This window comes from Variovorax sp. 770b2, assembly GCF_900115685.1.
Lineage (GTDB): Bacteria > Pseudomonadota > Gammaproteobacteria > Burkholderiales > Burkholderiaceae_C > Variovorax.
In genome coordinates this window covers 442,009-455,662 of the sequence record NZ_FOXJ01000004.1, presented here as the reverse complement: position 1 = coordinate 455,662, position 13,654 = coordinate 442,009, and the positions used below count along the sequence as shown (strand labels likewise).

The window sequence follows — 13,654 nt, the reverse complement described above, 5'->3', positions numbered from 1 at the left end:
ATACGGATACTACGGAGATATCTGATGATCACTGTTGCTGCCAGCGAATTTGCCAAGAACTTCGGTCATTACCGTGAGATTGTCCAAGCCGAGTCCGTGGCTGTGACTAGCCACAATCGTGTTACTGGCTACTTTATCTCGAGGAAAGAATTTGACGAGTTTGAGCGCCTGAAGGCTCGTGCGGTCAAGGCCTATGCGATCCAAGATTTCCCCTTGGAGGTCATTGAGGCTCTATCAAAAAGCCGTATGGATTCGAGTCACGATGCATTGAACGCATTGCTGGGCGACTAGGCGAATGGCGTTTCCAAAGCCGGAGGTCGGTCTTGTCATCTCATTCGCATATCTTTGGAGTCACGAACAGCAACAAGGCCAGACGGAAGGTGTAAGGAACCGACCCTGCGTCATCGTGACAGCGGTCGAAGAGGTCGAGAAGCAGGTGGTCGTTACGGTCTCACCGATCACTCATTCACCTCCCGAAGGTGGGGACCTGGGGATTGAGATTCCGCTGCGGGTGAAGGCTCATCTGGGTCTCGACATTGAAAGATCCTGGGTGATCTTGACGGAGGTAAATCGCTTCACCTGGCCCGGGTATGACCTCCGACCCATTTCCACACAGAATCCTCGAATTGACTACGGGTTCATCCCACCTGCGCTGTTTGAGAGTATCAGGCGGGGAATCTTGGCTCTGATCCACAGCGGAAGTCGAGTCAGTACGCGAAGGGACTAGCCTGCTTCTGCAAGGGCGCACTCGCGACGTCGACGACTGGAAATTAAATCTCGCTGTGAAGTTGCTGAACCCATGAGAATTCCGAATTAATGACAAGGGACCTTACGCCAGTTCGTTGCCAGCGATTCATAGCAAAAATGTTTACCAAAGCAAATCAGACCTTCGGGAACTCGTCAAGCTCACCGAAAAGATCGCGAGCTATGACGCCACACTCGCGGCGGATAGTTCCATAAAGCCAGAGGCAACAGCCATCGAGAAGCGATGCGGGGATTTTCTCAGAAGAGAGAAAGTGCCGGATGCAGGCACGCCCGCCTGCTCTCTTCTGCTGCCGGGGTGCGTCGCCGACTTCGTCTGCCGCTATGTCGTGCCGTGCATCGAGCTTGCTTGTCTCGACCCTGTGGGCTTATGTCGCTGACGCCTTCGCACCTAGGGTGCTGCGCTGCGGTTGCCTGCCGGAAAGGGACTGAGGCCGATACGCAGGACAGCGACAAAGCGGAGCCCTGACCCCAATAGGCAACCTGATCAGCGTCAGGTCGGCTGCAGCCGTTCGTTCATCTGAAGCGATATAGCTGCGAGCCGCCCATGATAGGCAATGCTGAGCCCAATAGTCAGACCTTCGGCACGTCGTTCCCCGTCTGAAGTGAAGGCGCGCACCCATCGAGGCAATGAACGCGGCGATCTGATCGTCGGCCGACGCGCCGTCCGCCGAGACGAATCCCGGCGATAGCCCCATTCGGCATCGATACAACAATCTGTGCTTCGGCAAGAAGCGCTTCGGACGCGCCGAAGGTGGGGATGGTTCTCTTTTCTCCGCACCGCCGATCGATCAATTTCTATCCACCGAAGGCACCGTTAATTCCTGACAAAGTCATGCTCGGCGTTATGGCCTCCGGATCAACACGCAACTCGATCAAAGCGGGTTTTCCAGAGTTTCGCGCGCGTTCGTACGCCGGCGCGAATTCTTGAGTGCGTTCCACCGTTTCGCCATGAGCCCCGAATGCGCGTGCATACGCGGCAAAATCCGGGTTGTGTAACGCTGTGCCGATAGCCCGGCCAGGATAGTGCCTTTCCTGGTGCATCCGAATGCTCCCATAGAGTCCGTTGTTCACGACCAACGCGACAAACTGGGCACCGTGTTGAACTGCGGTCGCGATTTCCTGCCCATTCATGAGGAAGTCGCCATCACCGCACACTGCCACGACCGTCCGCTCGGGGGCAAGCAACTTGGCAGCCAGGGCGGAACAGTAGCTGTAGCCCATCGATCCGTTTGTAGGAGCGAGCTGCGAGCGAGATCCGGTGAAGGCGAAATGACGATGCACCCATCCAGTGAAGTTTCCAGCACCGGTTGTGAGCACCGCGTCGTCAGGAAGCTGGTCACTCAGCCATCGAACAATCTCGCCATACTGAACATCACCCGGCATGCGTCGAGGCACGCTCCACTCGAGATAGTCCGCGCGAGCCGCGGCCGTTTGCCCCCCCCATTGCGCATTGGCGCGCAACGAAGTCGACTCCAATGCCGCTATGAATTCGGGATACCCGGAATTGATGGCAAGCTCAGGAAAATAGACCTTCCCGATTTCCTCGGCCCCCACGTGAACATGCACCAAGCGTTGCCGAGGATGGGGAACTTCGAGAAGCGTGTAGCCCTGGGTCGTCATCTCGCCTAGACGAGCACCGATGACCAATAGAACATCGGCTTCCTTGATGCGCTGCGCGAGTTGGGGATTGATGGCGATCCCCATGTCTCCAACATAGCAAGGACTATCGTTGTCCACCAAATCCTGGCAACGGAACGACGTACAGATTGGCAGACCGTTTGCCTCGGCCCAGGTTTGCAGGCGCCTTCGAGCCGGGCGATCCCACCCGCTGCCTCCGACGATCAGCAGTGGGCGCTGAGCGGATTCCAGAATCGTCGCCAACTGGCCCATCGCCTGCGCTGTCGGAGCGGCTCGGACCACGTGATGATGGCCGACATCGGCGACAGATGCCTCGGAAAAAAGAACGTCCTCCGGAAGAGCTAAAACCACAGGTCCCGGCCGGCCCGCCATTGCTGTGTGAAACGCCCGGCTGACGAATTCCGGGATCCTGTCGATGCGGTCGATCTGTGCGACCCACTTAGCCATCGGTCCGAACATGCGCCGGTAATCGATCTCCTGAAACGCCTCGCGCTCGGCCATCGCATTGCCGACCTGGCCCACCAGCACCACCATGGGGGTGGAGTCCTGGAAAGCGGTGTGCACACCAACGGCGCCGTTCGTTGCCCCCGGCCCCCGTGTGACCAACAAGACACCTGGCCGACCGGTGAGCTTGCCGTAAGCCTCGGCCATGTAGGCCGCCCCACCCTCGTGGCGACATGAGACAAATGCAAGCCGATCTCGCACGTCGTGCAGGCCGTCCAACAGCGGGAGATAACTTTCGCCGGGAACACCAAACGCCATCGTGACCCCTTGGCCTACCAAGGCATCGGCCAGGATTCGCCCCCCGTGACGCATCCCCAGTTCTGGTTTTTTCATGGCATCAAACCGGCGTCAGCCAGCCAAATCTATCTTCAACGCGACCTTGCTGGATGTCCACCAACTGCGAGCGGAGATTTTGCGTTATCGGTCCGACTGCGCCATCGCCAACGCGATGTTCTTCTTCGCCATGAATCAGCGTTCCAACACCCGCAAGAACGGCCGCCGTGCCCGCCAGAGCCGCCTCGCCCGTCGACACCCACGCCAACATCTCGGCGACGTCGAAGTTTCGCTCCTCCACCCGGTAGCCTTCATCGCGAGCGATGGTCAGCAGGGAGTCGCGGGTCACGCCATGCAGGAAGGTGCTGTCCAAGCTGCGGGTGAGCAGATGCCTGTCCCTGAGCAGCACGAAATTGGCTGCTCCCGTTTCCTGCACCTGCCCTTGCGGGCAGAACAGCACCTGGTCCGCACCATGCTGCTGCCGTGCGATCACGGTCTGCCCGATTGCCGCGGCGTAGTTCGCACCGGCCTTCACCTCGCCCAAGTGAGGCGCCGTACGTTGATGTTGATCGTCGACAAAGATACGCAATGGCTTGGCCCCGCCTTCGAAATAGTCCCACACGGGACTCGCAATCACGATCAGGAGCGCCTCCGTGGGCGGCGTGGCGGCGCCTCCGATGGCGGCCATGGTGCCGAACAGCAGCGGTCGAAGATAGAGCGCGCCCGGCGCATCGGGCACGCTCCTGCGAGTTCGATCGATCAAGGCACGGATCATCTGGTCGAGCTGCTCCGTGCCCGGAACCGGTAGCGCAAGCGCTCGTGCGCTCTGGCGAAGCCTCTCGATATGACGGTCCATCCGGAAGACATTCACCTGTCCATCCGGACCGCGATAAGCCTTGAAGCCCTCGAAGCAACTGCTAGCGTAGTGCAGCACATGAGCGCCCGGATGCATCGGGATCGCCTCGGTCGGGCGTATTTCAAATGGGGCCCATGCCCCGGTACCATAGGCCGCGACAGCCATGTGATCGACGAGCACAGCACCAAAGGCGGGGCGCGCAGCATCTTCTTTTGTACTTGCGTTCATTTACCTGGTCTTTCTCCATATGTCATCTGAATGGCGTTGCGCCCCGCAATGCGCCCGAATACAAGCGCCCGCATCACGGCCACGGCGTTCGGTGCCCGGGCATAGAAATGTCCGGTGATCTCGCCAGCCGCGTAGAGCCCGGAAATGGGGCCACCTTGGCCTCTCACGCGTGCGCCGAGATCGGTGGACAGGCCGCCAAACGTGTAGACGATGGCTCCTGCCACCGGAAAGGCAAGAAAAGGAGGCTTGCGCAATGCGAATGCCCAGTTTGATTTTTTCGGCGTGACGTCCAGGGCGGTGGAAAGGCCATCTACCCGCGAGGCATCGAACTGCGTCGGCATGCCAATGCAGGCCGCGTTGTACTGCGACACGGTGTCCGCGAGCGTATCGGGATCGATCCCGGCAAGCACTGCCAACTCCTCCATGGTGTCAGCCTTCAACGGCGGCACCTCGGACCGCACTGCACTCTCGTAGTCCGGGATGTCCAACACCCGGGAATCGACGATGGTCCAGGCGACGCTTCCCGGAAGGTCGAAGTGGATGACGCGAGAAAGCTCTTCCCACGTCTCGTGGACCAACGCGCCCCCCTCGTCAAAGAACCGCCGTCCATCGCGATCGACCAGAATTCCATAGGGATACACCAGAACAAGTGCCGCAGGATTTTGGCTCCTCGGATCAACAGGTTCAATGTGCATGCCCTCCCAATCGCCCGAGGCCAGAGCGCCGGCGGCCAACGCCATACGGATGCCCTCGCCGTCGTTGTGTGCCGTCCCCGGAGAGATGGGTCGCAGTGTTTCGGCGCGATCGCCAAACTCCTCACGCATCATCTGCGGGTTGCCCTGAAAGCCTCCGCATGCGAGTACAACGGCTTTGGAGAGAAGCCTACGACCGTCGGCTGTCGCTATGCCTTCAACGGCATTGTTCGAATCGGTGAGAAGGCTGGCGGCCTGACACTCATAGAGAAACTCGACGCCCTTTTCCTTTGCCGATTTCACAAAGGCATCGATGATTCCTGCCCCTTTCCCCACAGGTTGAATGCGTGTAGGCCACGCTTTCAGAAAGTAGTCCATCGTCTGGAACTGCAGACCTTGCTGCTGGGCCCAGTGCAGCGTATCAGGGGCGCAGACAGCCAATTCGTGAAAATATGCTTGGTCGCCGCGTCCCATGCTCGCAGTCATCATGTCTGCTTCGAAATTGGGCGACACCTCATGCAGGGACTTCATCCGCATGTTCGACGGACTCCAGCGCGTGTTTCCCCCCGCCTGCGCCGCGGGCATGCGGTCGATCACTGCGACGCGTGCCTGGGGTGCAAGCTCGATCGCACTGATGGCGGCGGCAAGGCCCGCGGCCCCCTGTCCAACAATCAATACGTCGTACATTTCAGTTTTCCTTGATGTTTGCGGCTCTCACAAGCGCCGCGTTGGATGTCATCTCGTCACGCAGACGAGCACTGAACAGTTCGGGAGTCGAGATCTGCATTTCTTGTCCCAGCGCATCCCAGCGCGCCTTCACTTCTGGCCGGTTCAAGGCCCGCACGGTCTCCGCATGCAGCCGCTGGACCACGGACTGTGGCGTCTTGGCCGGCACAGCGAGCCCGATCCAGAAGTTGTAGGCGGAATTCGGAAAGCCGGCTTCCTCGGTTGTTGGCACATCCGGCAGCGCAGACGAGCGGCGACTGGATCCCACGGCCAGAGGAACGAGCCTTCCGTCCTTGATCATCGGCAAGACATTCGAGGTCGGGCAGAAGCAGAAATCCACTTGCCCGCCTATCAAATCGGTCAGGACCTCTGGCGACCCCTTGTAGGGTACTTGGACTGCGTCGATGCCTGCACTGATCTGAAAACGCGCGGCATTGAGATGCATCGCACTTCCAGTGCCTACGGTTGCATAGTTGAGCTTGCCAGGTCGTGACCTGGCCAAGGCCACGAGTTCAGCGACAGAAGAAATCTTGGCGGCCGGACTGACGACGAGAACGTTTGGAATCTGCGCAAGGATGGTGATGCCGGTGAAGTCCTTCAGGGGATCGAAAGACAGATGCGGGATGGTCGCCGGCACGACTGTCCAGGAGGAGGACGCAATCAGAATGGTGTGTCCATCGGGCTCGGCCTTGGCCGCGATTGCTTGTCCGATAGTTCCACTCGCGCCCGGGCGGTTTTCGACGATGAAGGGTTGACCCAGTTGCTGTGCCAGCAGCGCCGCAACAGCGCGCCCCGTGACGTCGGCTGACGTGCCAGCAGGAAATGGGACGATGACGCGCACCGGCTTGCTGGGCCAGGAGTCGTCCGCTTGCGCCCCGCCCATCAATCCCGTCGCCATGGCGATGGTGCAAATCCACATTACCGCTTTTTTCATATTGTCTCTTTCGTCTTCCGAAGTGTTGCGCCAAGCGCCGCGATGCCGCGGGCCCCTCATGAGCTCCAACGGTGATTGATCGGGAGTGGATGCGACATCTACAGGCGCGCTTTCACAAGGACATGATGGATACGGACTTGCTCACGAGATAGGACTCCATGGCTTCAGGGCCGCCTTCCGAGCCATAGCCCGAATCCTTGACGCCGCCGAACGGCATCTCGGGCACAGCCAGCGCGGGCTGGTTGATCCACAACATGCCCACTTCGAGCTCGTTGCCCAGACGGTGCGCATTGCGAATGGAGCGCGTATAGCCAAAGCTGGCCAATCCGTAGGGCAGGCGGTTGGCCTCCGCGATCGCCTCGTCCAGGTCGTCGAAACCGCGGATCGCGGCCACAGGACCGAAAGGTTCGTTGCTGAAGACTTCCGCGTCCAGCGAAACGTTGCCGAGCACGGTCGGCGCATAGAAGTTGCCCACTTCACCAATGCGCCTGCCGCCAAGCTCCAGCGTGGCACCGCGGGCCAGCGCATCTTTGGTGAAGTGCGCCATGGCGGTCAACCGCCGCTCATTCGCAAGCGGGCCCATCTGCGTGTCCACCGCAAGTCCGTCGCCCACGGAAATGCCCTTGGTGTGTTCGACGAAGGCTTGCGTGAATTCGTTGCGGATGCTGTTGTGGACCAGGAAGCGCGTCGGCGCAATGCAGACCTGGCCCGCGTTGCGGAACTTTGCGGCAGCCGTGGCCCGGATCGCATTGCCGATGTCGGCGTCTTCGCAAACGATGACCGGCGCGTGGCCACCCAGTTCCATCGTCACGCGCTTCATGTGCTGGCCGGCCAGCGACGCCAGCTGTTTGCCGACTGGCGTCGAACCCGTGAATGTGACCTTGCGGATTGCCGGATGCCGAATCAGGTAGTTGGAGATCTCGGACGGCTCGCCGTAGGCCAGTCCGACCACGCCGGCAGGCACGCCAGCATCGACAAAAGACCTTAACAGTTCGGCTGGCGAAGCCGGCGTTTCCTCCGGCGCTTTCACCACGATCGAGCAGCCCGTGGCCAAGGCTGCGGAGATCTTGCGGACCGCCTGGTTGATCGGGAAGTTCCAGGGTGTGAAGGCCGCCACTGGACCTACCGGCTCTTTCAACACCAGTTGCTGCACGGAGAGATTGCGCGGCGCAACGACCCTGCCATAAGTGCGCAGCCCCTCGTCGGCGAACCATTCGATCGTGTCGGCACCGCTCATGACTTCAACTCGGGCCTCGGCGAGCGGCTTACCCTGCTCCAGCGTCATCAGGCGCGCGATGATTTCCACGCGCTCGCGCAGCAACACCGCCGCCTTGCGCATCAAGTTTGCGCGTTCAATGGCCGTCGTATGACGCCACATGCGGAATCCACTGGCCGCGGCGTCGGCAAGCTGCGCGAGGTCCTGTTCATCGGCATAGGCGACCGTTCCGACCACCGCGCCGGTGGCAGGATTGACAACGTCTCGCCTGCGGCCGGATGCACCGTCGGTCCAGCGACCATCGATCAGCAGTTGCGTGTGAGTGAGCGAAGTCTGCACTTGTCTTCCTTGAAGAATGAAACGTGCCGCGCTGTCTGCAGCGCGGTCTTCCAAATTCTGTTGGACTGCCCTCGAGCGCACAAACGATGGAATCTGTTGCTGTGTCAGCTTTATTCACGCCGGAGGACTTCCCCCCTACGGAAAGATCGTTCAAGCGTGTTGTCGCCGTGTCGCAAGGCTTGAGTTCGCGATGTCATGCTTGCCCCTCTCTCCAAATCCTGGATTTGTGGACTACCGCGCCACAACGATGCCGGCCAGCGAAGTCACGGCACCGAGCAACATCGCTACGGCGAGCCACCATGCCGGGACCATTGCGACGGGCGCAGTTTGCGGCGCTTGCGCGATCAGCGCTCCCGGGTTCTGCTTGGCCATCGACATTCCCGCATGCGCTGCAGGCGACGAGACAGTCGTCAAAGGCGACGCGCCAGCGGCGAACTCCGGCGCGGGCGACGTCGGCAACACCGCAGCAGACTCGATGGGCAGATCGACAGGCACGAGCTGTCGACGTAAGGCGGTGAAGAAATCGTCAGCCATCTTGCGCGCCACGTTATCAATCAGCCGCGAGCCGACCTGCGCGAGCTTGCCTCCCACCTGCGCGTTGGCGGTGTAGTTGAGCGTGGTGCCGTCGACCGTCTCGGCCAGCGACACCGACGAAGAACCCTTGCCGAAGCCCACCACACCGCCCTGCCCCTCGAACGTCATCAGGCACGATTCGGGCGGCCTGGACTCGGTCATGCGCAGCTTGCCGTTGAAGCGCGCCCGCAGCGGGCCGATTGCCGCGGCCATGAGCACGCGGAATTCGTCGGAGCTGACGCGCTCGACCGACTCACACCCCGGAAGACACAACTTCAAGATGACCGGATCGTTGAGCGCATTCCACACCTGCTGGCGCGGTGCACCGATGCTCTGGGTGCCATTAATTTGCATGATGCGCTCAGTGCCTCTTCTTCATGGCCGCCGAGGTGTTCACCATCGAATGGAGGCTGCGGGCATAGTCGATTGCAGCCTGCTCGTCCATCCGTGGTGCGACGCGCAGGTATTCCTTCAAGCCGAGGATCGCGGGGCGTGGTCGGCTCAGGAGCACCCGGCAGAAGCGGTCGACTTCGGCGTTCAGTGCCGCCGCTGGTACGACGTTGCTGACGATGCCGTACGCCATCGCGCGCTCGGCATCGATAAAGTCGGTCGAATAGGCCATCCAAAGGATGGCGTTTCGGTTCATGCGGTCATAGACGGCCGACATCACCATGGTCGGCATCACGTTGTGGCCGATCTCGGGGATATTGAAGTTCGCGGCGTCGCTGGCAAAACTCACGTCGCACAACGCCGCAATCGCAGTGCCAAAGCCCATGCAGCGCCCCTCGATTACGCCGATCACCGGCACCTTGGCGCTGCGCATCGCGTGGTAACTGCCGAAGATGCCGTCGTATTCATCTCGGCGCGTATAGGCCTCGCTGGCCGCCGGCGTCGGCCCGGCATCGCGGATGCGGCCGGTGCAGAAGTCAGGGCCCGCGCTGCGCAGGAGCACCGCGTCCGAAGTCTCGTGCGCCGAGAGCAGCACGACCGACAGTGCGGACGCCATGCTGTCGGACACACCGTTGTCCTCGGTGCGGTTCAGCGTGACGCGCAGCAGTCGGCCGTCTTGTTCGATCTTCAATTGGGGGTGCATGGTCTCTCTCCAGAAATATGGGTGATGTCAGTTGCCGAGGCGCTCGAAGTGCCGCAGCAACGCGGCGTTGAAAAGTTCGGGCCGGTCGATGTTCGGCAGGTGGCCCGCATCGGCAATCACCTCCAGCACGGCGCCGGGCAGCAACGTCTGGATGTCTCGCAATGCACCGGGCAGCGGGCCATCGTTGGCGCCGACAATCAGGGTCGTGGGTGCGGCGATCCGCGGCACGCTGCCCAGATAGTCCAGCTGCTGGATGGCACGCGCGCAGCCGACGAAGCCCTCTACCGAGGTCGCCGCAGCGGTGGCGCGAAACCGGTCCGCCACTGCCGGATGGCGGTCGAGAAAAGGAACTCCGAACCAACGCTCGATGGTCGACTGCGCCAACGGCGCGCAACTGGTGTGCTGCAGCGCCGTTGTGACGCGTTCGTCCCACGGCGCCGCAAAGGCGGCGGGCGCATCGGCCCGGCAATCGCACAGCACCAGGCTCAGCAAGCGGTCTGCATGGTGGATGCCGAGGCCGAAGCCGCTCATGCCGCCAAGCGACAGGCCGATGCAGTGCGCCTTGTCGATGCGCAATGCATCCAGCACCGCCACGGTGTCGGCGGCCAAGTCGTCCAGCGTGCAGGGGCCCACCGGTGCTGCCGATGCACCGTGGCCCCGGGTATCGGCCCGCACTACGTGAAAGCCGCGCACGGCCAGAAGCGCTGCCTGCACTTCCCACATCATCGACGACGACAGCACCGAATGCGCCATGACCACTGCCGGTCCGGTCGGATCGCCCTGCACAAACACGGCCAGTTCGCCGGCCGCGCCGGCGACGCTGCGTTGCTCGACGGCATTCATCTTCCTGTCTCCGTAGCGGGTGCCTGAAGGGCGCGCCAGATGGCCTGCGGTGTCATAGGCAGGAAGTCGATCGACGCACCGCGGGGCGCGAGCGCATCGTTGACCGCGCTGGCGATGGCGGCGGGACTGCCCAGGTAACCGGCTTCGCCCGAGCCCTTCTGTCCGAACTCGGTAAGCGGCGACGGCGTGCAGTGGTCGACGATAGTGATGGCCGGCACCTCTTCGGAACTCGGCAGCAGGTAATCCATGAAGGTGCCGGACAAGAGCTGGCCTTCTTCCGAGAACGCGAACTTCTCCATCAACGCCGCGCCAAGCCCGTGGGCAATGCCACCGTAGGTCATGCCGTGCACCACATCCGGGCTGATCATCACGCCGCAGTCATGGCCGCACACATAGCGGTGGATGCCGACCTTGCCGGTTTCCGGATCGATGCTGGCCAGCACCACATGCGACTCGAACGAGTGGCAGGGGTACATCTGGATCCGGCCGTCCTTGGTCGGCAGCCCGCCGCCCGTGGGCACTTCCCATACGAACTTCTCCTGCAAACCCGGCTCCATGCCTTGGGGCATGCGGTGGTAATGGCGGTGGGCAATTTCCACCAGCGAATCCCAACTCAGGCGCTTGTCCGGCTGCGCCGTCGCGAATACGTCGCCATCCTCGTAGGTCAACTCGCCCTCGGGCAACTGCAGGTCGTGCGCGGCAATGCGCAGGAACTTGGCGCGCAGCTTCTTGGCTGCGCCGGCGGCCGCACCACCCAGCATGATGGCCATGCGGCTGCCTACCGGGCTGTTGGACGGCAACGCGTTGAGCGAGTCGGCATGCAGCACGCGGATGCTGTCGGGCTCGCGCCGCAACACCTCTCCCACTACCGTGGACACCAGCGTCTCGTGCGCCTGTCCCGAAGTCGAGGTGCCCATCAGCGCAGTGATAGAGCCATTGAGGTCGATGCGCACCAGGCACGAGTCCATCCAGGTGGTGGTCTTGTTTTTGGGGTTGAACAGCGGCTCGAAAGCCGAGTTGCCACCCGAAGGCTCAAGGCAGGTCGAGACGCCGATGCCGGCCAGCAGGCCCTGGGCGCGCATGGCATCGCGCTGAGCCACGATGGCCTCGTACGGCGCGGCGTCCAGTGACTTGCCGAACACGGTGGCGTAGTCGCCCGAGTCGTAGTACGTGCCACTGGGAATCAGGTAAGGAAACTCGTCCTTGCCGATCATGTTGCGGCGGCGTAGCTCGATGCGGTCCATGCCCAGGAAGCGTGCCACCTTGTCGATGCCGGTTTCCAGGGCGTAGTTGGTCGGCGCCTGGCCGAAGCCGCGCACTGCCTCCTGCGGGGTCTTGTTGGTCAGCACCGAGATCGCGTCGTACTCGACGCTAGCGATGCGGTATGGACCGACGATCGCACCCACCGGCTTGCCCAGTTGCAGCGGCGAGCGGCCCGAGTACGCACCGATGTCGTCGAGCGCGCGCATGCGCATCGAGCGAATCGTGCCATCGCCCTCGAAGGCCAGCGTCACGTCAAAGATGCGGTCGGGGCCCTGCATGTCGCCCCCGCGCATGTTCTCCAGCCGGTCTTCAAGAAAGCGAACTGGCCGCCCCAGCTTGCGCGCGAGATAGCCGACCAGGATGGTGTGCTTGATTCCGCGCTTGACGCCATAGCTACCCCCCACGTCCACGTCGTAGTGCACCCGCACGCCGTTGCCCGGCAGGCGCAGCGCCCTGGCCAGCAGGTCGGGGTACTTGGGCATCTGGATCGAGGCCCAAACGTCGAGAATCTGGGTGGCGTCGTTCCAGGAGCAGGTGGCGACGAAGGTCTCGATCGGCACGGTGGAGCTGCGGGCCCAACGCGCGCGGTAGCTGACCTGGTGCTGCGCGGCCGCAAAATGTGCGTCCACTTCGCCCCAGGTGAACTTGCGCCGCCAGATCACATTGGAGCCGTGCGCCGGATGCACCTGCGGACCGTTGTCGTCCATCGCGGCCTCGGGGTCGACCACATGAGCGGTCTGCTCGTATTCGATCATGACAAGCTCGCTGGCGTCTTCGGCCAACGCGCGCGTCTCGGCGACCACGGCCACCACCCATTCGCCTGCATAGCGCACCACACCGCGCGCCAGCGGGTAGCGGGTCACACGTGGCGCATCGACACCGGGCAGCATGGGCTCGACGGCCGGCGTCAGCTCCTCGCCGTCCAGCACCGCATGCACGCCGGGCAATGCCAGCGCGGCGGATGCGTCGATGGACACGATGCGCGCGCTGGCATAGGGGCTGGCGACGATGGCCACGTGCAGCAGACCAGGCAGTTGCACGTCGGCCGCGAAATGCCCCTGGCCGGTGACGAACCGGCGGTGCTCCACCGCCCGGCGGCGACGGCCGATGTAGCGGAAGGCCTGATACGCCTCACCTTTCGGATCAGCCATTGGCGACTCCCGGAATGCCCGTGTGGCCCGGCGGCAGGCCTTGGGCCTCGGAGTTGCCCCTGACTTCGTAGCCGGGACTGGTCGCGAGTTTCACCGCATCCACAATCTGCTGGTAACCGGTACACCGACACAGGTTGCCGCCGATGGCATCGCGGATCTGTGCCTCGTCGGGATGCGGCGTCCTGTCGACCAGCGCGTGGCAGGCCACCAACATGCCGGGGGTGCAATAGCCACATTGCAGCGCATGCGTTTCGCAGAAGGCGTCCTGGATCCTGGACAGGCAGCCGCGCTGCGGCGCCAGTCCTTCGACCGTGGTCACAGACAGGCCATCGGCCTGCACCGCGAACATGCAGCACGAGCGCACCGGATCGCCCTCGAGCAACACCGAGCAGGCGCCGCAGATGCCGTGTTCGCAACCCACGTGGGTTCCGGTCAGGCCCAGGTGTTCGCGCAGAAAATCGACCAGCGTGGTGCGCGGCTCGACCACGCGCGGCTGGATGACACCATTGACCTTGATCTCGACCGTGGCGAGGGAGGATGACATGAGGCGCAACGTTCCT

The 13,654-nt window shown here is 62.4% G+C and carries 12 protein-coding genes; 2 read left to right on the top strand and 10 right to left on the bottom strand.

The genetic code is table 11. The features are described from left to right. Positions 1 to 24 precede the first annotated feature (24 nt). Together BM133_RS23840 and BM133_RS34795 are read left to right on the top strand one after the other, a co-directional pair. Positions 25 to 291, top strand: coding sequence for a type II toxin-antitoxin system Phd/YefM family antitoxin (locus BM133_RS23840; protein WP_093439248.1), 267 nt, complete (start codon positions 25 to 27; stop codon positions 289 to 291). Between the two features lie 551 nt (positions 292 to 842). Next, the gene (locus BM133_RS34795; RefSeq protein WP_143100206.1) at positions 843 to 1,142 is read left to right on the top strand and encodes a hypothetical protein; all 300 of its coding nucleotides are present in this window, start codon (positions 843 to 845) and stop codon (positions 1,140 to 1,142) included. Positions 1,143 to 1,560: 418 nt separating this feature from the next. Here the strand turns inward: BM133_RS34795 and BM133_RS23830 are convergent, their stop codons facing one another. The 10 genes from BM133_RS23830 to BM133_RS23785 all read right to left on the bottom strand — a co-directional run bounded on the left by BM133_RS23830 (position 1,561) and on the right by BM133_RS23785 (position 13,638). Next, positions 1,561 to 3,240, bottom strand: coding sequence for a thiamine pyrophosphate-binding protein (locus BM133_RS23830; RefSeq protein ID WP_093439242.1), 1,680 nt, complete (start codon positions 3,238 to 3,240; stop codon positions 1,561 to 1,563). Positions 3,241 to 3,244: 4 nt separating this feature from the next. Further along, the gene (locus BM133_RS23825; RefSeq protein ID WP_093439239.1) at positions 3,245 to 4,264 is read right to left on the bottom strand and encodes a branched-chain amino acid aminotransferase; all 1,020 of its coding nucleotides are present in this window, start codon (positions 4,262 to 4,264) and stop codon (positions 3,245 to 3,247) included. Then, the gene (locus tag BM133_RS23820) at positions 4,261 to 5,643 is read right to left on the bottom strand and encodes an FAD-binding protein (protein WP_093439236.1); all 1,383 of its coding nucleotides are present in this window, start codon (positions 5,641 to 5,643) and stop codon (positions 4,261 to 4,263) included. The genes BM133_RS23825 and BM133_RS23820 overlap by 4 nt, the downstream gene beginning before the upstream one ends. A 1-nt stretch (position 5,644) precedes the next feature. Next, positions 5,645 to 6,616 (bottom strand): Bug family tripartite tricarboxylate transporter substrate binding protein, encoded by a 972-nt coding sequence (locus BM133_RS23815; RefSeq protein ID WP_093439233.1) that lies wholly within the window; start codon positions 6,614 to 6,616, stop codon positions 5,645 to 5,647. Between the two features lie 112 nt (positions 6,617 to 6,728). Further along, positions 6,729 to 8,171: an NAD-dependent succinate-semialdehyde dehydrogenase gene (locus BM133_RS23810; RefSeq protein WP_093439230.1), complete on the bottom strand. Its 1,443-nt coding sequence runs from the start codon at positions 8,169 to 8,171 to the stop codon at positions 6,729 to 6,731. Between the two features lie 231 nt (positions 8,172 to 8,402). Continuing rightward, on the bottom strand, positions 8,403 to 9,098 hold the full coding sequence (locus BM133_RS23805; protein ID WP_093439227.1) for an SRPBCC family protein: 696 nt from the start codon (positions 9,096 to 9,098) through the stop codon (positions 8,403 to 8,405). Positions 9,099 to 9,105: 7 nt separating this feature from the next. Continuing rightward, positions 9,106 to 9,837 (bottom strand): enoyl-CoA hydratase/isomerase family protein, encoded by a 732-nt coding sequence (locus BM133_RS23800; protein ID WP_093439224.1) that lies wholly within the window; start codon positions 9,835 to 9,837, stop codon positions 9,106 to 9,108. Positions 9,838 to 9,864: 27 nt separating this feature from the next. Beyond that, a complete protein-coding gene (locus BM133_RS23795) occupies positions 9,865 to 10,680 on the bottom strand; it encodes an alpha/beta fold hydrolase (RefSeq protein ID WP_093439221.1) in 816 nt (271 codons plus the stop codon). Beyond that, complete coding sequence (locus BM133_RS23790) at positions 10,677 to 13,094, bottom strand: xanthine dehydrogenase family protein molybdopterin-binding subunit (protein ID WP_093439218.1); 2,418 nt, start codon at positions 13,092 to 13,094, stop codon at positions 10,677 to 10,679. Before BM133_RS23790 ends, BM133_RS23795 begins: the two co-directional genes overlap by 4 nt. After that, positions 13,087 to 13,638, bottom strand: coding sequence for a (2Fe-2S)-binding protein (locus BM133_RS23785; protein WP_093439215.1), 552 nt, complete (start codon positions 13,636 to 13,638; stop codon positions 13,087 to 13,089). The genes BM133_RS23790 and BM133_RS23785 overlap by 8 nt, the downstream gene beginning before the upstream one ends. Between the last annotated feature and the right edge of the window lie 16 nt (positions 13,639 to 13,654).

Bases quoted from the DNA above. Each gene is read 5' to 3' on its own strand.
- BM133_RS23840 (WP_093439248.1), top strand. From the start codon at position 25: ATGATCACTGTTGCTGCCAGCGAATTTGCCAAGAACTTCGGTCATTAC.
- BM133_RS23830 (WP_093439242.1), bottom strand. From the start codon at position 3,240: ATGAAAAAACCAGAACTGGGGATGCGTCACGGGGGGCGAATCCTGGCC.
- BM133_RS23825 (WP_093439239.1), bottom strand. From the start codon at position 4,264: ATGAACGCAAGTACAAAAGAAGATGCTGCGCGCCCCGCCTTTGGTGCT.
- BM133_RS23820 (WP_093439236.1), bottom strand. From the start codon at position 5,643: ATGTACGACGTATTGATTGTTGGACAGGGGGCCGCGGGCCTTGCCGCC.
- BM133_RS23815 (WP_093439233.1), bottom strand. From the start codon at position 6,616: ATGAAAAAAGCGGTAATGTGGATTTGCACCATCGCCATGGCGACGGGA.
- BM133_RS23805 (WP_093439227.1), bottom strand. From the start codon at position 9,098: ATGCAAATTAATGGCACCCAGAGCATCGGTGCACCGCGCCAGCAGGTG.
- BM133_RS23800 (WP_093439224.1), bottom strand. From the start codon at position 9,837: ATGCACCCCCAATTGAAGATCGAACAAGACGGCCGACTGCTGCGCGTC.
- BM133_RS23795 (WP_093439221.1), bottom strand. From the start codon at position 10,680: ATGAATGCCGTCGAGCAACGCAGCGTCGCCGGCGCGGCCGGCGAACTG.
- BM133_RS23790 (WP_093439218.1), bottom strand. From the start codon at position 13,094: ATGGCTGATCCGAAAGGTGAGGCGTATCAGGCCTTCCGCTACATCGGC.
- BM133_RS23785 (WP_093439215.1), bottom strand. From the start codon at position 13,638: ATGTCATCCTCCCTCGCCACGGTCGAGATCAAGGTCAATGGTGTCATC.